Origin of the sequence: Saccharothrix mutabilis subsp. mutabilis, assembly GCF_039521145.1 — a bacterium.
Lineage (GTDB): Bacteria > Actinomycetota > Actinomycetes > Mycobacteriales > Pseudonocardiaceae > Actinosynnema > Actinosynnema mutabilis.
Map to the genome: position 1 here is coordinate 193,069 of NZ_BAAABU010000001.1, position 22,973 is coordinate 216,041.

Sequence of the window (22,973 nt, forward strand, 5' to 3'; positions counted from 1 at the left end):
ACGTCGACAGCAAGGCACCGACGTGCGCACACAGGGGGTCGCGCTCATGGCCAAGAAGAAGAACGACGCGCTCATGGCGTCACTACGGCAGTTCGTGCGCACAAAGGGCGCGGACTTCCTGCGGGACGGCAACGTGTCCTCGATCGGCATCGGCTACAAGGTCGAGGACGGCAAGCCGACCGACGAGATCGCCATCCAGTTCACCGTCAAGGAGAAGGCCGAGGAGTCGGCGCTGGAGGCGCTGGGCACCGAACTGCTGCCCAAGTGCATCGTCGTGGACGGCGTCGAGGTGCCCACGGACGTCGTGCAGCGCGACTACAAGGCCAACTTCCAGGTCGTCGCGGAACGCGCCTCGGGGGAGCGCAAGTCCCGCATCGACCCGGTGGCGCCCGGCGTCAGCGTCGCGCACCCGTCGGTGCCCGCCGGGACCGTCGGCTGCATCGTCTACGACCGCGTCGACGGAACGCCTTACGTGCTCTCGAACTGGCACGTCCTGCACGGCCCGAAAGGCGCGTTGGGGGACGCGATCGTCCAGCCGGGCCCGCACGACGACAACCGCACCGACCTCAACCGCCTCGGCACCCTGGTGAGGTCCCACCTCGGCGCGGCCGGCGACTGCGCGATCGCCACCATCGAGGACCGCGCGTTCGCCACCGACATCGTCGAACTGGGCCTGACCGTCGAGAAGATCGGCGAGCCGGAACTGGGCGACAAGGTCGTCAAGAGCGGCCGGACCACCGGCGTCACCCACGGCATCGTTCGCCGCGTCGACGCCATCGTGAAGATCAACTACGGCGGGGACGTCGGCGAGAAGGAGATCGGCTGCTTCGAGATCGGCCCCGACCCGGCCAAACCCGGCCCCGGCGGCGAGATCAGCATGCCCGGCGACTCCGGCGCCGCCTGGATGTTCAAGGCCGCCAACGGCAAGGTCACCCGCACCATGGCCGGCCTGCACTTCGGCGGCGAGACCAACGGCAGCACCGACGAGCACGCCCTCGCCTGCCTGCCGCAGTCGGTCTTCGAGAAGCTCGGCGTCACCATCAAGCCGCCGAAGAAGCCGGTGCGCGCCGCCAAGGGCTTCGCCGCGGACTTCCTGGGCGTGCCCGCGGGCGTGCCGGTCCTGGGCGCGACGGCCAAGGCGGACGCGGTGGTCCTCGACGGCACCGAGGTCGTCGACTACACCCACTTCTCGCTGGCCCAGAGCAAGTCGCGGCGGTTCGCGTTCTGGGTGGCGTGGAACATCGACGGCAAGACGCTGAAGACGTTGAACCGCAGCGGCATCCCGTTCATCCTCGACTCCCGCATCCCGCCGGAGTTCCAGGTCGGCGACGACCTCTACAAGGGCAACCGCCTCGACCGCGGCCACATCGCCCGCCGCGCCGACCTGCTGTGGGGGCCGGTGGCGGAGGCGGAGCAGGCCAACGTCGACTCGTTCTTCTTCACCAACATCACGCCCCAGATGGACGACTTCAACCAGAGCGCGAAACGCGGCCTCTGGGGGAGGCTGGAGGACGCGGTCCTCGCGGACGTGGACGTGGACAACCTCCGCGTCAGCGTCTACGGGGGGCCGGTGTTCCAGCCCGACGACCGGGTCTTCCGCGGCGTGCGCCTGCCGCGCGAGTACTGGAAGGTGATCGCGTTCGTCGAGCAGGGCGTCCTGAAGGCCAGGGCGTTCATCCTCACCCAGAACCTGAACCAGCTCGAAGCCCTGGAGCTGGACGAGTTCCGCGTCTTCCAGGTCCGCCTGGCCGACATCGAGACCCGCTGCGGCTTCACCTTCCCAGCCACCCTGCAAGCGGCGGACACCCTGGCGATGCCCGAATCCCTGGACGACCGCCCACCCCTGGACTCGCTGGAATCCATCCAGTGGTAGCCCGGTGGGCTCCCTTGGTTTTCGGGGCCAGGGGAGCCCGCTGTCTTTCAGGCCGACTTCGTCGGGGCGGGATAAGCCTTGACCCGAACCTCGTCGTGCAACCGAACCCCGTTGCGATTGAGCCTCGCCGCGGCCCGCCCCACCGACACGGGCAGGCGAGAGACGAGCCGAGCCCCGTTGCGCAGCAGCCAGAGATCCAGCCGACTGTCAGGCAGCAGCCGCTTGGCCGCCGTCAATGCGAACGCCCGACTACGCCGCACGTAGTCCCCCATTTCCCGCTCATACGCGGCAAACCCGGCAGCGTGATCACGATGCGCAGCCAGCTCATGAGCCAGCACATACGCCCCCACCACCGCCAAGCTGGTACTACCCCCCACCGCCGGCCCAGGGCAGTACCCGGCATCACCGACCAACGCCACCCGCCCCCGAGACCAGGTGTCCACCCGCAGCTGAGTGATGGAGTCGAAGTAGAAACTGCCGTCCTCCACCAACCAGGCGGACACCTCAGGCATCCCCGCAAACGCCTCCCGCAGCAACCGCCGCTGCCGGTCAACGTCCCGGTAGTGGTACTCCAACTCCCCACTCCGAAACAGGAAGACGGCCCGAGCATCCGGCAGGTGGTCCGCCGTATACACACCCGCCATCCGCCCCGCCCCCACCCGCAGAAAAGTATGGTTCGGCTTACTAAAATTTTTAGGCAGGGAAAGCACCGCCAGGTACCCGCCGATGAAGTGGTGTGGGACCTCGCCGAAGACCAGGCGGCGGACGTTCGAGTGCAGGCCGTCCGCGCCGATCACCAGGTCGAAGCGGCGGGGTGCGCCGTGCTCGAAGGTGACCTCGCCGTCGGCGGAGATCGACGTGATCGAGTCGCCGAAGACGTACTCCACGTCGTCGCGCGTGGCGTTGTAGAAGACCTCGCTCAGGTCGTCGCGCATGATCTCGAGGTGCCGGTCCGACATCGCGCTGAACAGGCGGCGCAGGTCGATGTCGACCGGGCGTGCGCCGGGCGTCTGCACGGTCAACCGGTCGGTGCCGGTCTCGCGCGCGAGCACCTCGGGTAGCAGACCCATCCGCTCGACGATGTCCATCGCGGGCCGGAACAGGTCCACGGCGTGGCCCCCGGTCTTCCGCAACGCCGGCGCCCGCTCGACCACCGTCACCTCGAACCCGTGACGAGTCAGCCAGAACGCCAACACCGGCCCGGCGATGCTCGCGCCGGAGATCAGAACCCCCATGTGACTTACCTCCTTACTTAACGGATGGTAAGTCAATGGATGCGACCGCGCCAAGGCTTACCGACCGTTAAGTCAAGCAGTGCGCGTGTGGCTCGGCGGGCGGGTGGCGGTGAGGCGGCGGGGGAGAGGCGCCGGGTCGGCAAAAGGGAGAGGCTGCGGGTCGGCGGGTGGAAGAGGCGGCGGGTCGGCGAGTGGGTGAGGCGGTGGGGAGAGGCGGCGGGTGGGTTGCGCGGGTGGAGCGGCCGGCCGTGGGTGGACGAGGTGCGGGAGGGCGGGTGGCCAGGCGGGGTGGCGGCCGGGGGCAGGTGGAGCGATGACCTGCGGGGCGGGTGACTTGCCGGGCGGTCGGGTGGCGGCTTACCGAACGTTAAGTCGGTATGCTGCCGCCATGGTCAGGGGGCGGTCGGACACGCGGGAGCGCGCGCAGGCGGTGGCGCGGGAGTTGTTTCTGAGGCAGGGGTTGCAGCGCACCAGTCTTCAGGAGATCGCCGACCGGCTTGGGGTCACTAAGCCTGCGCTCTACTACCACTTCGCCTCGCGCGAGGACCTGGTTCGCAGCATCGTGGAGCCGTTGTTCGCCGACGGCGACGCCTTTGTGGCCGCCGCTGAGCACCACCAGCCCGACCCACGCACCTTGTTGGAGCAGTACTTCGCGCTGCACTACAAGCACCGCGACGTCGTGGCGTTGATCGTCCAGGAACTGACCGCGCTGCACGAGCTGGGGCTGGTGGGCAAGATCTTCGACTGGCGGCACCGGTTGGCGCACCTGCTGGTCGGCGGCGAACCCTCGTTCGGGGACGCGGTTCGGGCGGCGGTGGCGTTGGGTGGGGTTGCGGACATCGTGATGTTGTTCCCCGACGCGCCCTTCGAGGAGTTGCAGGAAGCGGCCGTGGATGCCGGGTGTGCCGCGTTGGGGTTCTGACCCGGCGATCACCATGGGGTTACCTGCGGGACTGGCCGATTCCCACGTCGTGCGGGTCGTGTACGAGGCGCTGCGCGCGTGCTCTGGTCCCAGGTGTCCGAGCGGCGATCAGAGCGTCAAGGCCGAGGAGGACACCTTCGGCGACCGCAGCCGTGCCCGCCCTCGCGCGCCGGGGTGTCGGGGCGCACGACGAGCGGGCACGGTTGGGCGGCTACTGGTGGGCGGGTTGCTCCATCACTTCGTCGAACCGGCCAGCACGCCCTGGACGAAGTAGCGCTGGAACGCCAGGAACACCGCCAGCGGCACGATCATCGACAGGAACGCGCCGGTCGACAACAGGTCGATGTTGGTGCCGAACTGGCGCAGCTGTGCGCGCAGCGCGACGGTGATCGGCGCGGAGTCCTGGTCGGCGAACACCAGCGCCACCAGCAGGTCGTTCCACACCCACAGGAACTGGAAGATCGTCAGCGACGCGATCGCGGGCTTCGCGATCGGCAGCACCACCCGCTTGAAGATCACCCACTCCCGCGCGCCGTCCATCCGCGCCGCCTCCACCAGGTCCTTCGGGATGCCCACGAAGAAGTTGCGCAGCAGGAAAATCGCGAACGGCAGGCCGAAGGCCACGTGGAACAGCACCACGCCCGCGATCGTGCCGAACAGGCCCAGCGAACCGAACAGCTTCGCGACCGGGATCAGCGCCACCTGGATCGGCATCACCAGCAGGCCCACCACCAGCGTGGTCAGCCAGATCCGGCCCGGGAACTCGATCCACGCCAGGCCGTAGGCGGCCAGCGCCGAGATCACCACGACCAGCACCGTGGACGGCACGGCGATGTAGACGGTGTTCAGGAACGACCGCAGCACCGTGGAGTTGCCCACCAGGTCGGCGTAGTTCTCCAGGGTCAGCTCGGACGGCTTGGTGAAGATGGTCCACCAGCCCGAGGCGGTGTTCGCCGACTCCGGCCGCAGCGACGCCACCAGCAGCCCGAACACCGGCACCAGCCAGAAGATCGCCACCAGCGCCAGCAGCACCTGCACCACGCCGCTGCCCAGCCGCGCCACCACCCGCGACGCGAGACCCCGCCGGGGCGCCCCGCTCACCGACACCTCGACCACGGTCACGACTGCTCCCGCCTGAATCGCCTGATGTTGAACAGCATCGCCGGGGCAACCAGCAGGAACAGCACCACGGCCAGCGCGCTGCCCACGCCCTGGTCGCCGCCCGCGCCGAACGACACCTGCCACATCTGCAGCGCCAGCACGTTCGCCTCCTCCTGCACGGAGCCGGGCGCGATGACGAACACCAGCTCGAAGATCTTCAACACGTTGATCACCAGCGTCACGAACACGACCAGCAGCACCGGCGAAAGCAGCGGCACGGTCACCCGCTTGAACACCTGCCACTCCGTCGCGCCGTCCACCCGCGCCGCCTCCAGCGCGTCGCGCGGGATCGCGGACAGGCCGGCGGCGATGAACGTGATCGCGAACCCGGTCATGATCCAGATCCAGGAGGAGATGATCACCGGGGTGATCAGCGACGGCCCCAGCCAGGTCAGGCCGCGGAACGGCAGGGCGAAGTTGGTCGGCGGCAGTCGCAGCGTGTAGTCGCCGGAGGTGAGGTCGGGGAAGGTGAACCGGCCGTCGTTGCCGGTCGTGGTCCGCCCGACGACCTGCCCGTCGCGCACCGCCTCCACCACCAGCCCCGGCATGCCGCGCTCACCCTGGTCGAGCTGCCCGGCCTTGCCGCCCACCGACACGTCCAGCCACACCACGCCGCGCAGCTCGCGCGCGTCGGAGGAAGGCTGCGACGCCGGCGAGGCCTCCTTGGGGATCTGCCCGGGCTGGAACCCGACCAGCGGCACGGACACCGCCGTGCCCGGCCCGAACGTCCTGGTCGAGGTGAAACCCTCTTCCACCGGGGTGAACGGCTGCCCGTCGCGGGGCCGCGCGCCGGGGTAGGGCGACGGGTCGGAGAACAGGTCGTGCACGCCGACCGTCACCGCGTTCACCACGCCCTGCTTCGGGTCCTCCTCGTAGACCAGGCGGAAGATGATGCCGGAGGCGAACAGCGAGATCGCCATCGGCATGAACAGCACCAGCCGGAACGCGGTGGCCCACTTGATGCGCTCGGTCAGCACGGCGAAGATCAGGCCCAGTCCGGTGACCACGGCCGGCGCGACCACCACCCAGATCACGTTGTTCTTGAACGCGGTCAGCGTGCGCGGGTCGGTGAACAGGTTCACGTAGTTCGACACGCCCACGAACGCCGAGCCGGACCGGTCGAAGAAGCTGCGCACCAGCGAGTACACCAACGGGTACAGCACCAGCGCGGACAGCACGAGCAGCGCGGGCAGCAGGAACGGCACCGCCTGGCGCGGCGAACGCCCGGGGGTGGGGTCGACGGCGAGCTTGCGGCGACCCCCGCCGGCCCGGGAGCCGGCGGGGGACCGCTGTGCGGTGACGGTCACTTCTGGTACGCCTTCGCGGCCTCGGACTCCAGCCGCTGGAGCGTCCCGTCGATGTCGGCCGGGTTGGCCAGGAAGTCCTGCAGCGCCTTCCACTCGCCCGCGCCCTTCGTGCCGCCGAACGCCGCCGGCGCCAGGTCGGACATGTCGAACCGGACGTTGTCGCCCGCGTCGACCAGCTGCTTGGCCAGCTCGCGGGTCACGTCGTCGGGGTAGTTGTCCTCGGGGATGTCCTTGTTCGGCGACAGGAACCCGCCCAGCTGCGCCCACACCTTGCCCGCGTCGGGCGAGGCGAGGAACTTCATCAGCTCGTTGGTCGCCTCGTCGTCCTTGAGCTGCACGGCCACGTCACCACCGGCGACCACGGCGTCCTTGCTGCCCTCGATGGACGGGAACTTGAAGAACTTCGCGTCCTCGCCGACCTTCGCCTTGGTGTTGGTGCTGATCACCGACGCCACGAAGTCCGCCTCGTACACCATCGCGGCCTTCGGCGGCTCGCCGAACACGTTGATCACGGACTTGGGGAACTCGGTCTGCAACGCGCCCGCGCCGCCGCCGTCCACCAGCCGCGGGTCGCCCCACAGCTGCGCCAGGACCTCCAGCGCCTTGCGCACCGACGGGTCGGTCCACGGGATCTCGTGCTTGGCCAGCTTGTCGTAGTTCTCCGGGCCGGCCGTGCGCAGGTAGACGTTCTCGAACCAGTCGGTCAGCGTCCAGCCGTCCGCGCCGCCCACCGACACGGCGGCCTGACCGGTGTCCACCACCGCGCGACCGACCTTGAGGAAGTCCTCCCACGTCTTCGGCGGCTCCGCGCCGACCTGCCCGAACGCCTTCTCGCTGTACCAGACGGTGGACTTGTTGGCGGCCTTGAAGTAGACGCCGTACAGCTTGCCCTCGAACGTGCCCAGCTTCTTCCACACCGCCGCGTTGTGCTGGGTGACCAGCTTCTCCACGTCCGCCGACAGCGGCTTGACCGACCCGGCCTTGGCCAGCTGCTCCACCAGGCCCGGCTGGGCGACCAGCGCGACGTTCGGCGGTGTCCCGCCCTGCACGCGGGTCTGCAGCACGGTCGGCAGCTCGTCACCGGCCGGTGTGTAGCGCACCTCCGCGCCGGTCTTCTCCTTGAACGCGCTGAGCACCTGCTCGAACCGGAGCTGCTCGTCGCCGGACCAGGTGCCGACCACCTCGACGGTCTGCCCGCTCAGGGACTTGCCGTCCCCTCCGCCGGCGGTCGTACCGCCGTCCCCGCACGCGCTCAGCGTCGCGATCGCCGCGACCAGCGCGGCGGTCACCTTCAAGCGGCTCATTCTTCAGTCTCCTGACGTGTCGGTCCACAGCGACAACCCGGTGGCCGGGTCGAAGAAGTGCAGTCGGGACGTGTCCACCCACGTGGCCACCGGCTGGCCCTCGTAGATGTGCGTGCGGGGCGAGAAGCGGCCCACCAGGACCACCCCGCCCGCCTTGGGCAGGTCGGCGGTGCCGTCGTCCTCGGCGAGCGCCCGGGTGTCGTCGGTGACCACGGGCGCGGCGTCGACCGGGAAGTGCACCAGCACGTCCGAGCCCATCGCCTCGACCAGGTCGGCCACCGAGTGCAGGATCGACCCCTCCTGCGCGTCGGCCAGGGCCGCGTCCTCCATGTCCTCGGGCCGGATGCCGAGGACCACGTCCCGGCCCGCGTACCGCGCCAGCACCGGGCGGGCCAGCAGCACGGACTCGGGCAGCAGCAACGCGTCCGAGCCGACGGTCACCCAGTAGTGCCCGTCGTCGTCGCGGTCCAGCCGCGCGGTCACCAGGTTCATGCCCGGCGACCCGATGAACCCGGCGACGAACAGGTTCACCGGCCGGTCGTACAGCTCCTGCGGCGGGCCGACCTGTTGCAGGACGCCCCGCTTCATCACCGCCACCCGGTCGCCCAGCGTCATCGCCTCGGTCTGGTCGTGGGTGACGTAGACCGTGGTGACGCCCAGGTCGCGCTGGATGCGCGCGATCTGCGCCCGCATCTGCACGCGCAGTTTGGCGTCCAGGTTGGACAGCGGTTCGTCCATCAGGAACGCCTGCGGCGCGCGCACGATCGCCCGGCCCATCGCGACCCGCTGGCGTTGTCCGCCGGACAGGTTGCGCGGTTTCCGGTCGAGGTGTTCGTGCAATTCCAACACCTCGGCCACCTCGCGGACCCGCTTGTCGATCTCCTTCTTGGGCAGCTTCCGCAGGGTGAGTCCGAACGCGATGTTGTCGTACACGTTCAGGTGCGGGTAGAGCGCGTAGGACTGGAAGACCATCGCCACGTCCCGGTCCCGCGAGGGCACCTCGTTGACGACCTTCTCCCCGATCCGGATGGCCCCCTCGCTCACGCTTTCCAGGCCCGCGATCATCCGCAACGCCGTGGTCTTGCCGCACCCCGAGGGGCCGACCAGCACCAGGAATTCCCCGTCGCGGATTTCCAGGTTGAGGTCGTCGACCGCGCGGGTGCCGTCGACGTACACTTTCCCGAGACCGCTCAGAACGACTTCCGCCACGCCCGCTCCTCGTGCGCGGCCCCGCAGGACCGCACAATTGCATTTCCCACCGCGGTGTGATCCGCGGCACCCTGCATTTCGGTGGAGCAGACAGTAGCCGGAGCTTCCCTAAGGGATCGTTAAGGGCCAGGCACGGTTGCGATAAGTCGCAACAACCCGCTAACGCCCCGGCAACCCGGCATCCCCAGGCCTTACCCTCCCTCCATGTCCAAGGTGCTGCTGGTCGAGGACGACCCGGTGGTCCAGGCGGCGCTGGTCCACGCGCTGACCGACCTCGGGCACGACGTGCGCGCCGTCGGCACGGCGGTGGCCGCCCTGCGCGAGGCGGGCACCCGCGAGCCGGACCTGGTGATCCTGGACCTGGGCCTGCCCGACCTCGACGGGGTCGCCGCGCTGCGCATGCTGCGCGGGGTGAGCGACGTGCCGGTCATCATCGCCACCGCGCGCGGCGCGGAGAGCTCCGTCGTGGGCTCGCTGAACGCGGGCGCGGACGACTACATCGTCAAGCCGTTCTCCGCCGAGCACCTCAACGCCCGCATCAACGCCCTGCTCCGCCGCACCACGGCCGGGGCCCGCCCGGAGAAGCGGGACGTGCTGGCCGTGGGGGACCTGCGCGTGGACGTGGCCCAACGCCAGGCCTTCCGCGCCGAGCAGCCCCTGTCCCTGAGCCGCCGGGAGTTCGACCTCCTCTCCTACCTGGCGGAACGCCCGGGTCGGGTCGTGCCGCGCCGTGAGCTGTTCCAGGCGGTGTGGGGGCAGCCGTACCTGGGCGACGACAAGACCATCGACGTCCACGTGTCGTGGCTGCGCAGCAAGCTGGGGGAGACCGCCGCGAAGCCGCGCTACCTGCACACCGTGCGCGGTGTCGGGTTCAAGCTGGTGGCGCCGGAATGAGGGGTCTGCTCACCCGTGCGCTGGGGTGGTCGGCGACGCTGGTGGGTGTCCTCCTGGTGCTGGGTGCGGGTGTGCTGTTGGTGGAGTCGGCCCGGTCACGGGCCGCCGCGGCCGACCGGCACGAGGTGACGACGGTCGCCGCCGTGCTGTCGGTGACCACCGACCCGGACGCGGTGCGCAGCGCGCTGGCCCGGACGGACGCCGGCGCGCAGGGCCGGTTGGCCGTGCACCTGCCCGACGGCACCACCATCGGCTCCGGCCGCGGCTCGGTGTCTTCGGCGGGCGAAGGCCTGACCTCGGTGTCTACTGTGGACGGTCGGCGGGCGGTCGTGGAGGTCTCGACGCCCGCTCCCGTCGTCACGGTGGGGTTGGTGGCGCGGTTGGCCGCGCTGCTCGCGTTGGCGGCCGTGGCGGTGGTGTGCGCGGTCGTGGTGGGGCGGCGGGTGCTGGCTCCGGTGATGCGGGCCGTGCGCACGCTGGCCGACACCGCCGAGGAGATCGCCCACGGCGACGGCAAGGTGCGCATCAAGGCCGACGGCCCGCCCGAGCTGACCGCCCTGGCGACCGCCATCAACGCCGCCGCCGACCGCACGGAACGCCTGCTGGCCAAGGAGAGGGAGATGATCGCCGACGTCTCCCACCGCCTGCGCACCCCGCTGACCGCCCTGCGGCTGGACGCCGACGCCATCGGCGCGGGCCCGGTGGCCGACCGCATCCGCAGCGCCGTGACCGCGCTGGAGCACGACGTGGACCGGATCATCGAGTCGCTGCACCCGGTGGCGACGGCGGCCGAACCCGGCAGTTGCGACGTGGCCGAGGTGGTCAAGGCCCGCATGGGCTTCTGGTCCGCGCACGCCGAGGACCAGGGGCGGCCCTGCGAGGTGGACCTGCCGTTCGAGCCCACGCCCGTGCTGCTGTCGGCGGACGCGCTGGGCGCGGTGGTGGACGCGCTGCTGGAGAACGTCTTCCACCACACCCCGCCGCGCACGCCGGTGACCGTGGCCGTGGTGAAGCACGCCGGGTGGGTGACCCTCGTGGTCGAGGACGGTGGTCCGGGCATCGCCGACCCGGAACGCGCGCTGCACCGGGGTGCCTCGGGCGGTGGGTCGACCGGGCTGGGATTGGACATCGCTCGCGCGGCGGCGGAGGTGACCGGCGGCACGATCCACGTCGAGCGCGGAAGGCTCGGCGGGGCGCGCATCCGGCTGCGGTTCGGCGAGGCGCACAGCCACCACGCGCCCGCGAGCCCGCGGGCCTGGCGGTTGTGGCGCGGCCGGGCTTGACGTTGGCCCGGCGAGCCGTGGCGTGGTCGGACTCGGCCCGAGGCCTGGGGGTTGCGGCGTGTGGTGCCGGCCGGGGTGACACCGGTCGGGCAGACGGCCGCGCTGGCGTTGTGTCATGGCCCCGCCGCGGTGCGGCTGCGGGCGGGCGACGAGGGTGGCGGCGGGGTGGCGGAACATGGTTGACTACTCCTTGGTTCGTGGGACGCGCCCAACGTCTGTTCTGGGCACGCACCAAGAGTAGCGCGGATCCGCCACACCCGGCCGTCGCTGGATCGGGTGATCTTGTTCCAGCCGGGTTGACGGCTACTCCACGGTCACGCTCTTCGCGAGGTTGCGGGGCCGGTCGATGTCGCGGTCCAGGGCTCGGGCCAGGTGGTAGGCGAACAGCTGGAGCGGCACGGACAGCGTGATCGGCGCGAGGGCGTCGTGCGCCTTGGGGATGCGGATCACGTCGGTGGCCAGGCCGGGCGGCAGGTCGGCGTCGGTGACCGCGATGACCGGGCCGCCGCGCGCCTTGATCTCCTCGATCGTGGAGATGTTCTTGCTCAGCAGCTCGTCGTCCGGGACGACCACGACCGACGGCATCTCCGGGTTGATCAGCGCCAGCGGACCGTGCTTGAGCTCGGCCGACTGGTAGGCCTCGGCGTGCAGGTAGGAGATCTCCTTGAGCTTCTGCGCGCCTTCCCGCGCGACAGGCCACCCGCGCACCCGGCCGAGGAAGAACATGTGCTGCGCCCGCGCGTACTTCCGGGCGATGTCGGCGATCTCCTGCTCAGCGCCCAGGATCTTCGCGATCGTCGCGGGCAGTTCGGCCAGCCCGGCGACCACGCGGCGGCCCTCGGTGATGGACAGGTCGCGGACGCGGCCCAGGTCCAGGGCGAGCATCGCCAGCGCCACCGCCATCGTCGTGAACGACTTGGTCGCCGCCACCGACACCTCCGGCCCGGCGTGCAGGAAGATCCCGCTGCCGCACTCGCGGGCGATGGTGCTGCCGACCGCGTTGACCACGCCGATCACGTGGCCGCCCTTGCGCTTGAGCTCCTGCACGGCGGCGAGCGTGTCGAGGGTCTCACCGGACTGGCTGATGGCGACGTACAGGGTGTCCGGGTCGACCACGGGGTTGCGGTAGCGGAACTCCGAGGCCGGCTCGGCGTCGGCGGGGATGCGCGCCAGCTCCTCGACCAGGCCCGCGCCGACCTGCCCCGCGTAGTACGCCGAGCCGCAGCCGAGCAGCTTGACGCGGCGGATGCGCTGGTAGTCCTGCGGGCTGAGGTTCACCCCGCCGAGGCGGGCGGACTGGAACCGGTGGTCCAGGCGTCCGCGCAGGCAGCGGTCCACGGCCTCGGGCTGCTCGGACATCTCCTTGTACATGAAGTCGGGGTGCTCGCCCAGCTCGTACTCGGCGGTCGCGACGTCGATCGACGTGGGGGACTTGGTGGTGGACCGGGCGTCCATCGTGCTGGTGCGGTAGCCGTCGGCGGTGACGGTGGCCAGCTCGTCGTCGTCCAGGTAGATGACCTGCTGGGTGAACCTGACCAGGGCGGAGACGTCCGAGGCGACCAGCATCTCGTGCTCGCCGACGCCCAGCACGACCGGGCTGCCGCGGCGGGCGGCGACCAGTTCACCGGGCCGGTCCGCGTCCATGACGATCACGCCGTAGGTGCCTTCGACCTGGCTCAACGCCTCGCGGACGGCGTCTTCGAGGGTGGCCTTGTCGCTGCGCGCGACCAGGTGGGCGAGGACCTCGCTGTCGGTGTCCGAGGTGAGGGTGACGCCCTGGGCGAGTAGCTGGGCGCGGAGGCGGTCGGAGTTCTCGAAGACGCCGTTGTGGACGATGGCGATGCCGCCCGAGGTGTGCGGGTGGGCGTTGCGGTCGTTGGGCTCGCCGTGGGTGGCCCAGCGGGTGTGGGCGATGCCGACCGTGCCGGCCATGTCCGCCGGGACGACCCTGCGCAGGTCGGCGACCCGGCCGGCGGTCTTGGCGACCCGGAGGCCGGCGCCGGCCACGGCCACGCCCGCCGAGTCGTAGCCCCGGTACTCAAGGCGGTGCAGGCCCTCAAGGAGGAGGGGCACCGCGTCCCGGGAGCCGACGTACCCGACGATTCCGCACATGTGGTTCTCCTTCTAGCCGTAGACGATGCGGCGGAGCTGGCGCTCGGTGAACTTCGGGGCGGCCACCGGGCGGGTGTCCAGCTCCTGGCGGAGGCGGTCCCAGATGGTGGCGTTCTTGAGTCCTTGTGCTCGCAGCTCCGCGTGGCGGCGTTGCACGTATTCGGTGGCGGTTTCGACGAAGTAGCCCATGACGTCGGAGACGAGGCGGTGGGCGAGGGACGGGGGGATCCCGGTCGTGCGCACCACGTGCCGCAGGAGGTCGTCCGGCACTTCGTCGTCCACGGCGTCCAGCATGGTCACCAGCCAACCACCCGGCCAAACGGCGTGCCCGATTTCGGGCAGGGGTGGCCTCGACCGGGTGGGGGCGGTGGCGGGGGTGGGTGTGGTGGGGGCGGCGCGGGATGGCGGGCGGCCGGGCACGGCGAGTGCGGCCTGGGTGGCGGGTGCGGTGGTGGGTGCAGCGGCGGCGAGGCTGGCGCGCGGCGGCGGGTGTGGCAGGGCGTGGTAGGCGGCTGTGTGGAGGCGGTTGGTTCGCGGGCGTGGCCTCCGGCCCCCGGTTCCATTGTCTCATCTGGGTACGACAGTGGGGGTGGCTCGGGTGGGCTGGGCGTCGGCGAGCGGGGGTGGGGTGGGGCGCTTATCGTCGCCGTGGGAGGTCGCCGTGGTCGAACGGGTGGAGGTCGGGCGGCGGGCACGGAGTGCGGTCATCGCCGTGATCATGTTGGGGATGTTGTTGGCGGCGCTGGACCAGACGATCGTCGCCACCGCTCTTCCCACCATCGTCAGCGACCTCGGGGGCGCGGGGCACCTGTCGTGGGTGGTCACCGCCTACCTGCTGGCCGAGACGATCATGACCGCCTTGATCGGCAAGTTCGGGGACCTGTTCGGGCGCAAGCCCGCGTTCCTGGCCAGTGTGGCGCTTTTCATGATCGGGTCGTTCCTTTGTGGCTGGTCCGAGTCGATGACCTGGTTGATCGTGTCGCGCGCCATTCAGGGGCTGGGCGCGGGCGGGTTGTTGGTGACGTCGTCCGCTGTCATCGCCGACGTTGTTCCCTTGTCCGAGCGCGGGAAGTACCAAGGGCTCATCGGGGCGTTGTTCGGCGTGTCCACTGTGGTGGGTCCGTTGCTGGGCGGGCTGTTCGTGGACCACCTGAGTTGGCGGTGGGCGTTCTACGTGAACCTGCCGTTGGGTGTCGTGGTCCTGATCGTGGGAGCGCTGGCGTTGCCGGGGGCTCGGGCTGCGGGGAAGCCGCGGATCGATTACCTGGGGATCCTGCTCATAGCCTTGGCGGCCACCGGGTTGACGCTGGTCACCAGTTGGGGTGGTGTGGAGTACCCGTGGGCGTCGCCGACGATCCTGTGGATGGTCGCCGGGTCGCTGGTGGCGTTGGTGTTGTTCGTGCTGGTCGAACGGCGGGCCGCCGAGCCGATGCTGCCCATGCGGTTGTTCCGCGACCCCGTGTTCACGGTGTGCAGCGTGCTCAGTTTCGTGGTCGGGTTCGCGATGCTGGGCGGGGTCACGTTCCTGCCGACCTACCTGCAATACGTGCACGGGGCTTCGGCCACGCAGTCCGGGCTGGAGATGCTGCCCCTGGTCATCGGCATCCTGATCGCGTCGATCACCACCGGCAACGTGATAGGCAAGACCGGTCGGTATCGGGTGTTTCCCATAGTGGGCAGCATTCTGATGGTGTGCGGGATGTTGTTGTTGTCGCTGTTGGACACTGACACGGCGTTCTGGCAAGCGTCTTCGTACATGTTGGTGCTGGGGCTGGGTGTGGGCATGTGCATGCCGGTGCCTGTGGTGGTCGTGCAGAGCACCAGCAGTTACGAAGACCTCGGGGTGGCGACCTCGGGGGTGACGTTCCTGCGCACCATGGGCAGTTCGTTCGGTGTGGCGGTGTTCGGCACGATCTACGCCAGCCGCCTGCCCGAACACCTGGCCGCCGCCATCCCGCCGGGCGTGGACCCGCGGGCCGCGACCAACGTCCAAGCCCTGCACGCCCTTCCCGACGCGGTGAAAGCGCCGATCACGGCTGCCTACGCCGACACCCTCCAAGGCGTGTTCCTGGCCGCCGCGCCGGTGGCCGCGGTGGCGTTCCTGGTCGCGTTCTTCCTGCGCGAAGTCCCGTTGCGCGACACCGCCCGGGTCGCCGCGTCCGGCAACAACGGCGTGGGGGAGAGCTTCGCCGTGCCGCAGTCCACCGGGTCCGACCAGGAACTGGAGAAGCTCGTCGCGCTGATCGTCGGCAAGGAGGACCGCGACCCGACACCCGACGTGCTGTCCCGCGGCGGTGTTCCGCTGAGCCACGCGCAGGCCTGGCTGCTGGTCAAGGTGTTCCGGCAGAGCGTCCACCACGGCGACGCGGACCTGGACCGGCTGGCCCGCGACACCGGCGTCCCCGCGGGCATTTTCGAACCCACCACCCGGCAACTCATGGCCAAGGGCCTGCTCACCGAAGACCGCGACCGGTACCGGCTCACCCCGGAGGGCACCGAGACGTTCACCCGTCTGGTCGGAGCGTGGCGGAACTGGCTGCACGACAAGCTCGTGGACTGGCGGTGCGACGCCCCGGAGTTCACCGAGGCGGTGGACCGCGTCGCGACCGACCTGATCACGACCGGCCGCGCGTTGAGCGAACGCCAACCCGCCGGCGTCTAGGCGGGCAGCCGCAGCCGGAACGCGCACAGCCGCAACACCCCCGCGTCGGCCTGCGCCAGGTCGTGCGGGTCGTCCACCAGACCCACCTCGCCCCGGGCCGGACCGTCGACGCGCGCCGACCGGTCGCCCGCGCCCACCCGCGTCGCCGCCGCCGACGACAGGTCCACGCCCGGCCGCCCGCCGCCGGTCGGGGCGGTCAGGATCAGCAGCGCGGGCTCCACGGTCCGCTCGGTGATGAACCCGTCGACGCCGTAGGACTCCTGCGGCAGTTGCGCCCAGGTGAACACGCGGCCCGCCGGCATGGGGCAGCCGGCGGGCCGTCGGGGTCTAGTGCCGGCGGCGCAGCCCCAGCAGGAGCAGCACCGCGCAGACCAGCACCAGGTTCTTCAGCACGAACTCACCGGTCGCGGTCAGCAGCAGCGGGTTGCCGTCCGACCACGCCAGCGACGGCGCCTGCACGAACACCAGGAAGGTGCCGACCAGGTGCGCCGCCGTCACCACCAGGGTGGTCCGGTGCGGTTTGCCGAGCAGCAGCGCGATGCCGAGCACGACCTCCACCGCGCCCAGCGCCGGCAGCAGGAAGCCCCGGGACACCCAGGGCAGCGTGGCGTGCACCAGATCGGCCACCGGCGACCGGCCGACCACCTTGAGCAGGCCGAACCAGACGAACAGCAGCCCGATCGACAGCCGCAGCGCGGTCGGAGCGACCTGGCGGAGGAACGCCTCGAAGCGGTCCCACCGCTGCGGTGGGACCGATCCGACCTCCTCGACCTCGAAGTCCTTGGTCGTGGACATCTCAGTCGCCCAACGGGTTGAGCAGGTCGGCCTTGCCCTCGAAGGCGAACAGCAGCAGGTCGGTCATCCGGAAGGTGTTCGAGTCCGGCCCGAACACCGGCCGCCACGACGGCTCCCGCACGATCGAGGTGCGCGAACCCTCCATCGCCCGGTGGAACACCTCCGCGACGATCCGGCCGCCGACCGGCCCGAGCAGGCCGTTGCCGAACTCCGCCTCCCGCAGGATGTAGAACCACAGCGGCGTGTTCGCCACGACCGCCGCCTTCTGCTCCTCGGTCAGCGAGTCCAGCGTGACGCCACCGCTGCCGTTCAGGATCTGCTCCGCGGTCAGCGGCGCCACCCCGAACAGCTCGGCGAGCTGCTGCCCGGTCGCGAGCTTGACCATCATGGCCCGCGTCAGGTTGCGGAACGCCAGGTTGCGGTGGATCGGCGGGAACTGCGTCCCCCGCCCGTCGAACGTGCCCGCCGGCAACCGGGTCAGCGGGTCGACCAGCAACGTGTCGATCTTCTTGGTCACGTTGCCGCCGGTGCCGGTCGGCGCCAGGTCGGGCCGGCCCGCCTCGGTGAAGTCGTAGAGCCTGCGGAAGTCCGCGATCCAGTTGGTGGGCAGCGTGTCCACCCCGGCGACCGTCGGGTCGTCGAGGTCGGTGCCCGGCTGGAAGTTGCCGCTGGTCCCGGTGAAGGTGAACAGCAGCAGCAGCGACGCCACCGGACCCGGCCCGCCGCTGTTGAACACGCGGTTCCACTCGTACGCGGCCCGGATCTGGCTGTGCCCGAGCCGGTACGCCGCCACCGAGAACTCCAGCGGCATGGTCGGCGGCTGCATCGCGCCGGTGTACCCGCGGCCGGGCGCCTCGAAGAAGCGGCGGCCGTTGGTGAACACGTCGTCCACGATCGCCGGGTCGATGATGCGCGGCAGGTGGTCGTGGCGCAGCATCCACTGGTAGTGCCGCACGACCTGGGCGCGGGCCTGGCGGAACAGCCGCTGCCCGCTCAGGCCGGTCAGCGCCAGCTCGTCCACGACCCGGTTGTGGAACCGGATGAACGCCAGGTGCGTCTGGGCGATCACCAGGTTCTCGTCGTTGCGCTCGTCCGGGATCAGCGGGCGGCGCCGCTCCGCGCCGGTCGCCCCGGACCCGGCCCGGGGCAGGTCGAAGCCCTCCAGCTCCACGTTGGTCCGCTCGTCCGGGAACGTGGTGGCGGAGGTCTTGCCCATCTTGAGCTTGACCTGGTCGTCGGCGTAGAACCGGCGGTCGGCGGGGTCGAGGGGACCCCGGCCGTAGACCGAGTCGAGGTCCAGTGCGGGCGAGCGGCCCTGGACCAGGTCGTCCAGGTTGACGTCCCCGCCCAGCTGGGACTCGGTGCGGTCCATGGTCAGGTCGTGGTCGACGAACTGACCGAGGTAGGTGAACCCGGCCGGGATGGCGGGGTTCTCCGAATCGGGCTGCGGGACGTCGGCGGTCATCGCGGTCGCCAAGGCGGTACGCGTGGCCTCGTCCAGCTGGACCCCCTCCGGCCCCAGTCGCGAGAACCGGAACCGGCGCAGCTCCTCGACCGTGAGGGGCCGCCGGGCAGTGGGCTCCCCAGCCCCACTGAACTCCAGCACGCCCTCGCCGACCACGAAGAAGCTGTCACTCCCGTGATGTTTCATTGATTTGTCTCCCCCGTTCGCCCGGGATCGCCGGGCTAAGGCACCGCACCCCCTGCGCGATGCCTTCACCAACACAAGTGTCGACCGCCGTTCGGTGGATACACGGAACTTGCGCGTGTGGGGTGTTCAGCCCAACGTGCTCGCGGAGGCGAGCGCTCCGACCAGTGGCAACGTGCCGACCGTGACGAGCGTCGCGGTCCGGTTCGGGCGTGGTCCGTAGCGCAGGAGTCCGCGCGGATCGGCCCGTGGTCCCACCCCCGGCGTGGGACCACGGGCCGACATCGGTCACAGGTGCGTGCGGAACCAGTCCACGATCAGGGCGATCGTGTCGGCCAGGCCCTCGCGGTGCACCTCGTGCCCGACACCCGGGTGCAGCTCCAGCCGCACGGGCTTGCCCAGCTCCTTCAACCGCGCGTACATCCGCTCGGACTCCTCCGGGTTGACGCGCGTGTCGTTCTCGCCGTGCAGCATGAGCACGGGCGCCTGCACGCGTTCGGCGTGCGTGATCGGGCTGCGCTCCACCATGCTCGCCAGCTGCGCCGGGTCGTCCGGGTCGCCGATCCACTCCTTGGTGCGCCTGCGCCACGTCGGCGGGCAGTTCTCGATGTCGGTCAGCAGGTCCGACGTCCCGCACTCGCTGACCGCCGCCTTCCACAGGTCCGGCAGCCGCGCGGCGCACGACAGCGCGGCGAACCCGCCGTAGGACGCGCCGTGCACCCCCAGCCGCGTTTCGTCGGCCCACTCCACGTCCGCGAGCAGCGCCGCGGCAGCCGCCAGGTCCTCCAGGTCACCGCCGCCCCAGTCGCCGTACACCATCCGCTGGAAGGCCAGGCCGTAGCCGGAGGAGCCGCGGAAGTTCGGCGCGAGCACGCCGATCCCGTCGGCCAGCAACGCCTGCACCAGCGGGTCGAAGGACGGGTACGCCTGGGACTCGGGTCCGCCGTGCACGGACAGCACCACCGGGGCGTTGGTCGCGCCGACGGGTTTGTAGAGCAGGCATGGGATGCGCAGGCCGTCGCGGCTCGTCGCGTGCACGACGGTCGGGGCGACCAGGGCGGGCAGGTCCCGGCCGAAGTCGGTGACGCGCTCGGCGGTCCCGGCGTCGAGGTCGGCCAGGTACAGCTCGGTGGCCGCGTCCGGGCGGGCCAGCTGCACCAGCAACCTGCCGTCCGGGGTGAACCGCAGCACGTGGCCGTCGTAGCCGAACTCGCACACCGCGAGCCCGTCGGGCAGCCCTTCCACCGGGCGGACCTGCGCGCCGTCGGACCAGAACAGGCGGGTCCAGCCGTGCTCGTTGCGGCCCCACGCCAGGCGCGAACCGGAGATCGCGCCACCCTCCACACTGGACTCCGGCGTGTCGATCCAGGTCAGCTCCCCGGCCAGGGACAGCGTCGCCAGCCCCAGGTGGTCCCGGCCCTGCGTGGTGCACACGACGATCTCCGACGAGTCGGGCAGCCACCCCACCGGCACGTACTTCGCCGGACCGGGGAAGTCGGTGATCCGCCGCGCGGAGTCGTCGGCCAGGTCCACCACGAACAGCTCGTGGTCGGCGTTCTGGTGGAACTTCAGCACCAGCAACAGCCGCGAGTCGGGGGAGAAGCCCATCGGCAGGTAACGGTCGTCACCGCGCAGCACGGTCCGCGACCCGCGCTCGTCGCGCACCAGCACGTCGAACACCTCGGGGTCACGGGCGTTGCTCGCGTACGCCAACAGCGTCCCGTCGGCGCTGTAAGGGTTCCCGCCCGTCGCGTAAGGCACGCCCACCTCGCAGCGCACGCCATCCTCGGCGACCAGCCAGTCGACCTCCCCGCTCGCCACGTCCACTTCGGCCAGCCGGTGCGCCTCGCCGCCGTCGGGATCGACCAGCACCAACACCTTCGTGCCGGACGGGTGCCACGAGCACCGCCGCACGGTCCCCGGCACCGGCACGTGCCGCCCGTCCACGTACGGCTGGACCTTGCCGGTCGCGTCGCTGAGCCACGCGATCCGCCCGTCCGGCCCGGGTTCCGCGCCGCACACCCACGCGAAGTCGGTCAGGCTCACCGCCCCACCTCCGCGATCGCGTGCTGCACGGTCGCCGCCGCCACGATCCCGCGCCGGAACCAGTCCAGCACCAGGTTCTCGTTGGGCGCGTGGTTGCGCTCGTCCACGTTGGCCAGCGGCACCCCGTAGCACGGCACGCCCAGCTCGTCGGTGAACGCGGCGATCGGCAGGCTCCCGCCCAGCGCGGGCACCAGCAGCGGCTCCTCGCCCAGGCCCTCCCGCGCGCCCCGCAGGACCGCGTCGGTCCACGGCGTCTCGGGCAGCGTCCGGGACGGCTCCATCGCCGCGCCCGGCACGAACTCGACGTCCGGCGCGTGCCGGGCCAGGTGGGCCCCGATCGCGGCGGACACCTCGGCCACCCGCTGCCCGCCGACCAGCCGCATGTCGCACTTCGCGACCGCCACGTTCGGGATGACCGTCCGGTGCTCGCCGCCGTCCTCGCAGGTCAGCGAGTTGACGGTGAAGGTCGGCCCGGTCAGGCGCTCGTAGAACCCGAGGTCGGCGGGCGGTTCCATGGCGGTCACGCCGATCTCCGCGAGCACCTGCGGCACGTCCACCGGCAGCGCGGCCAGCGCCGCCCGCTCACCCGGGCTCAACCCCTCCACGGCGTCGGCGAAGCCCTCGACCAGCACCCGGCCGTCCGGTGAACGCATGGTGCCCAGCGCGTGCACCAGCCGCCAGGCCGGGTTCGGCGCGACCCCGCCCCAGTTCCCCGAGTGCAGCACGCCCGACGCGCCGCGCGCCCGCAGTTCGAACGCCAGCACCCCGCGCACCCCGAGGACGACCGCCGCCCGCCCCGACTCGTGCACCGGCCCGTCGCTCCACACCACGAGATCCGGCTCCCCGATCTGCCGCAACGCTCTCGCCAGGTTGGGGCTGCCGATCTCCTCCTCGCCGTCCAGCAGCACGGTGACCCGGCACGGCAGCCCGCCCAGGTCCCGCAACGCGCGCAGCCCGAGCAGTTGGGCGAGGTGCTGGCCCTTGTTGTCGCCCGTGCCGCGCCCGTACATGCGGCCGTCGCGGACGTCCGGTTGGAACGGCGGCGTCACCCACTCGTGCAGCGGCCCGGCGGGCTGGACGTCGTAGTGGCCGTACACCAGCACGTGCGGCGCGCCCGGCGGTCCCGGCGCGGTGCCCACCAGCGCGGGCCAGCCGCCGGTCTCCACCACCCGCGCGGACAGCCCGCTGCGGCGCAACAGCTCCACGCCGTGCGCCGCCGCCTCGGGCATGCCCTCGCCGGTCCGGCTCACGCTGGGCTGCGCGATCCACGCGGCCAGCTCCGCCACCAGGTCCGGCTCCCGCTCGCGCACCCACTCGCCGACTCGCCGCGCCAACTCCATGCCACCCCTCCGATTTCATGAAGTGCAATCGATGGCAGTGAACCAAATCACTGGTGCGCGCGGCAAGGCCCGCTCGGCTAACCTTCGACGCGTGCCCGCCGACCAGCCCCCGCGCACCGCGTCCGTCGAGGAGTTGAAAGCGCTGGCGCACCCCCTGCGGTGGCGCATCCTCCGACTCTGCTTCGACCGCGCGTGGACCAACCAGGAGCTGGCCGAACGCCTCGAAGTCGCGCCCGCGACCGTGCTGCGGCACGTCCGCGCCCTGGTCGGCACCGGGTTCCTGGCCGCCGAACCGGTGCGCACGGGCGCGAAAGGCGCGCTGGAACGCCCCTACCGCGCGACCGGCCGCACCTGGCGGCTGGGGCTGGTGGACGACGGCGACGGCCTGGTGCAGCAGGTGGACCTGGCCATGCTGGGCGCGCACCGCGCGGAGATCATCGAGGCCGGCCCCGACGCGAACCGGGACGTGCGGCGCGGCATCCTGCGGCTGGGCAAGCGGTCCCAGGCCGAGCTGCACGAGCGCCTGGTGGAGCTGATCACCGAGTTCGTCGAGCGCGACGAGCCCGACGGCGAGCCGCTGAGCTACCTCTGGTCGCTGGTGGCCCGGCCGGACCGGTAGCGCGGGCCGGCCGGCGCCGGGTCCGGCCTGCTCGCGGTCGGCCGGTGCGACCGCGGCCGGGGTGGCGCCGCCCAGCACGCGGAAGTCGGAACCCTAAGCTTCCCTCAAATCCTTCGACGGGTGTGACGCGGGTCCCTAGCCTTGCTGCATGAGGCTGCTGCTTTGGACCGTCCTGGTCTGCGCATGCGCAGTCCACGGCGGTGAAACGCTGGTCCTGGTGTCGGGCGCGCTGCTCGCCGGCTGCGCGGCCGACCACTCCTTCGTGCGGCGCAGGCGGGTGCGCGGGCCCCGGGTCCGCGTCGCCCGCTAGTCGCGCGCGGTTCGGGGACCGGGTCGTCCACACTGGACTTCACCGGCTGTTCCACGGTCGTCCGGCCACCGGGGTATGAGGGCCGGGGAGCCCCGTGGACGGACTCCCCGGCCTCCGCAGGCGTCAAGCGGGACTGGGGGACCTCGCCTGACGCGAAGACCTGCGATTCGCCCGGGACGGGAGAAGGCGCGAAGCGTGCCACGTGGGAACTTCAATTGAAGATCCGGCTGATTCCCCGCCCCCGTCCCCCGGA

General features: G+C 71.1%; 19 protein-coding genes. 7 read left to right on the top strand and 12 right to left on the bottom strand.

Going from position 1 to position 22,973, the window contains the following annotated elements:
* Positions 1 to 22: 22 nt before the first annotated feature.
* Entirely contained in the window at positions 23 to 1,873 is a 1,851-nt protein-coding gene (locus ABD126_RS00910; protein ID WP_343931605.1) for a DNA/RNA non-specific endonuclease, read from the top strand.
* Positions 1,874 to 1,920: 47 nt separating this feature from the next.
* Here the strand turns inward: ABD126_RS00910 and ABD126_RS00915 are convergent, their stop codons facing one another.
* Positions 1,921 to 3,108: an FAD-dependent monooxygenase gene (locus ABD126_RS00915; RefSeq protein WP_343931606.1), complete on the bottom strand. Its 1,188-nt coding sequence runs from the start codon at positions 3,106 to 3,108 to the stop codon at positions 1,921 to 1,923.
* A gap of 388 nt (positions 3,109 to 3,496) precedes the next feature.
* Here ABD126_RS00915 and ABD126_RS00920 point away from each other — a divergent pair, with 388 nt between their 5' ends.
* Positions 3,497 to 4,030 carry a TetR/AcrR family transcriptional regulator gene (locus ABD126_RS00920; RefSeq protein ID WP_343931608.1) on the top strand — a complete coding sequence of 178 codons (534 nt, stop codon included), beginning with the start codon at positions 3,497 to 3,499 and terminating at the stop codon, positions 4,028 to 4,030.
* A gap of 234 nt (positions 4,031 to 4,264) precedes the next feature.
* Here ABD126_RS00920 and ABD126_RS00925 read toward each other — a convergent pair whose 3' ends face one another.
* Genes ABD126_RS00925 through ABD126_RS00940 form a run of 4 tightly spaced genes read right to left on the bottom strand, consistent with a single transcriptional unit; the run spans position 4,265 to position 9,011 of the window.
* The gene (locus ABD126_RS00925) at positions 4,265 to 5,152 is read right to left on the bottom strand and encodes a carbohydrate ABC transporter permease (RefSeq protein ID WP_343931609.1); all 888 of its coding nucleotides are present in this window, start codon (positions 5,150 to 5,152) and stop codon (positions 4,265 to 4,267) included.
* Positions 5,149 to 6,498, bottom strand: coding sequence for an ABC transporter permease (locus tag ABD126_RS00930; RefSeq protein ID WP_343931610.1), 1,350 nt, complete (start codon positions 6,496 to 6,498; stop codon positions 5,149 to 5,151). The genes ABD126_RS00925 and ABD126_RS00930 overlap by 4 nt, the downstream gene beginning before the upstream one ends.
* The gene (locus ABD126_RS00935; RefSeq protein WP_343931611.1) at positions 6,495 to 7,802 is read right to left on the bottom strand and encodes an ABC transporter substrate-binding protein; all 1,308 of its coding nucleotides are present in this window, start codon (positions 7,800 to 7,802) and stop codon (positions 6,495 to 6,497) included. The genes ABD126_RS00930 and ABD126_RS00935 overlap by 4 nt, the downstream gene beginning before the upstream one ends.
* 3 nt (positions 7,803 to 7,805) lie before the next feature.
* On the bottom strand, positions 7,806 to 9,011 hold the full coding sequence (locus tag ABD126_RS00940) for an ABC transporter ATP-binding protein (protein WP_343931612.1): 1,206 nt from the start codon (positions 9,009 to 9,011) through the stop codon (positions 7,806 to 7,808).
* Between the two features lie 204 nt (positions 9,012 to 9,215).
* Between ABD126_RS00940 and ABD126_RS00945 the strand changes: the two genes are divergently transcribed.
* A complete protein-coding gene (locus ABD126_RS00945; RefSeq protein WP_343931613.1) occupies positions 9,216 to 9,905 on the top strand; it encodes a response regulator transcription factor in 690 nt (229 codons plus the stop codon).
* Positions 9,902 to 11,188, top strand: a complete 1,287-nt coding sequence (locus ABD126_RS00950; protein WP_343931614.1) for a sensor histidine kinase — start codon at positions 9,902 to 9,904, stop codon at positions 11,186 to 11,188. The genes ABD126_RS00945 and ABD126_RS00950 overlap by 4 nt, the downstream gene beginning before the upstream one ends.
* A gap of 303 nt (positions 11,189 to 11,491) precedes the next feature.
* On the opposite strand, the gene glmS is transcribed toward ABD126_RS00950, so the two are convergent.
* Positions 11,492 to 13,300, bottom strand: a complete 1,809-nt coding sequence (gene glmS, locus ABD126_RS00955; RefSeq protein ID WP_343931616.1) for a glutamine--fructose-6-phosphate transaminase (isomerizing) — start codon at positions 13,298 to 13,300, stop codon at positions 11,492 to 11,494.
* A gap of 12 nt (positions 13,301 to 13,312) precedes the next feature.
* Positions 13,313 to 13,594: a hypothetical protein gene (locus ABD126_RS00960; RefSeq protein ID WP_425542725.1), complete on the bottom strand. Its 282-nt coding sequence runs from the start codon at positions 13,592 to 13,594 to the stop codon at positions 13,313 to 13,315.
* 424 nt (positions 13,595 to 14,018) lie between these two features.
* On the opposite strand from ABD126_RS00960, the gene ABD126_RS00965 reads away from it, so the two are divergent.
* Positions 14,019 to 15,962 (top strand): MDR family MFS transporter, encoded by a 1,944-nt coding sequence (locus tag ABD126_RS00965; protein WP_425542726.1) that lies wholly within the window; start codon positions 14,019 to 14,021, stop codon positions 15,960 to 15,962.
* On the opposite strand, the gene ABD126_RS00970 is transcribed toward ABD126_RS00965, so the two are convergent.
* From ABD126_RS00970 to ABD126_RS00990, 5 genes are all read right to left on the bottom strand, one after another.
* Positions 15,959 to 16,264, bottom strand: a complete 306-nt coding sequence (locus tag ABD126_RS00970) for a hypothetical protein (protein WP_343931618.1) — start codon at positions 16,262 to 16,264, stop codon at positions 15,959 to 15,961. The genes ABD126_RS00965 and ABD126_RS00970 overlap by 4 nt on opposite strands.
* A 25-nt stretch (positions 16,265 to 16,289) precedes the next feature.
* The gene (locus tag ABD126_RS00975) at positions 16,290 to 16,757 is read right to left on the bottom strand and encodes a DoxX family protein (RefSeq protein ID WP_343931619.1); all 468 of its coding nucleotides are present in this window, start codon (positions 16,755 to 16,757) and stop codon (positions 16,290 to 16,292) included.
* A 1-nt stretch (position 16,758) separates the two neighbouring features.
* On the bottom strand, positions 16,759 to 18,408 hold the full coding sequence (locus ABD126_RS00980; RefSeq protein WP_343931620.1) for a peroxidase family protein: 1,650 nt from the start codon (positions 18,406 to 18,408) through the stop codon (positions 16,759 to 16,761).
* Positions 18,409 to 18,693: 285 nt separating this feature from the next.
* Entirely contained in the window at positions 18,694 to 20,451 is a 1,758-nt protein-coding gene (locus tag ABD126_RS00985; RefSeq protein WP_343931621.1) for a S9 family peptidase, read from the bottom strand.
* The gene (locus ABD126_RS00990; RefSeq protein ID WP_343931622.1) at positions 20,448 to 21,791 is read right to left on the bottom strand and encodes a M20/M25/M40 family metallo-hydrolase; all 1,344 of its coding nucleotides are present in this window, start codon (positions 21,789 to 21,791) and stop codon (positions 20,448 to 20,450) included. The genes ABD126_RS00985 and ABD126_RS00990 overlap by 4 nt, the downstream gene beginning before the upstream one ends.
* Before the next feature lie 91 nt (positions 21,792 to 21,882).
* Here ABD126_RS00990 and ABD126_RS00995 point away from each other — a divergent pair, with 91 nt between their 5' ends.
* Together ABD126_RS00995 and ABD126_RS01000 are read left to right on the top strand one after the other, a co-directional pair.
* Complete coding sequence (locus ABD126_RS00995; protein ID WP_343931623.1) at positions 21,883 to 22,410, top strand: ArsR/SmtB family transcription factor; 528 nt, start codon at positions 21,883 to 21,885, stop codon at positions 22,408 to 22,410.
* Positions 22,411 to 22,558: 148 nt separating this feature from the next.
* On the top strand, positions 22,559 to 22,720 hold the full coding sequence (locus tag ABD126_RS01000) for a hypothetical protein (RefSeq protein WP_343931624.1): 162 nt from the start codon (positions 22,559 to 22,561) through the stop codon (positions 22,718 to 22,720).
* Positions 22,721 to 22,973 lie beyond the last annotated feature (253 nt).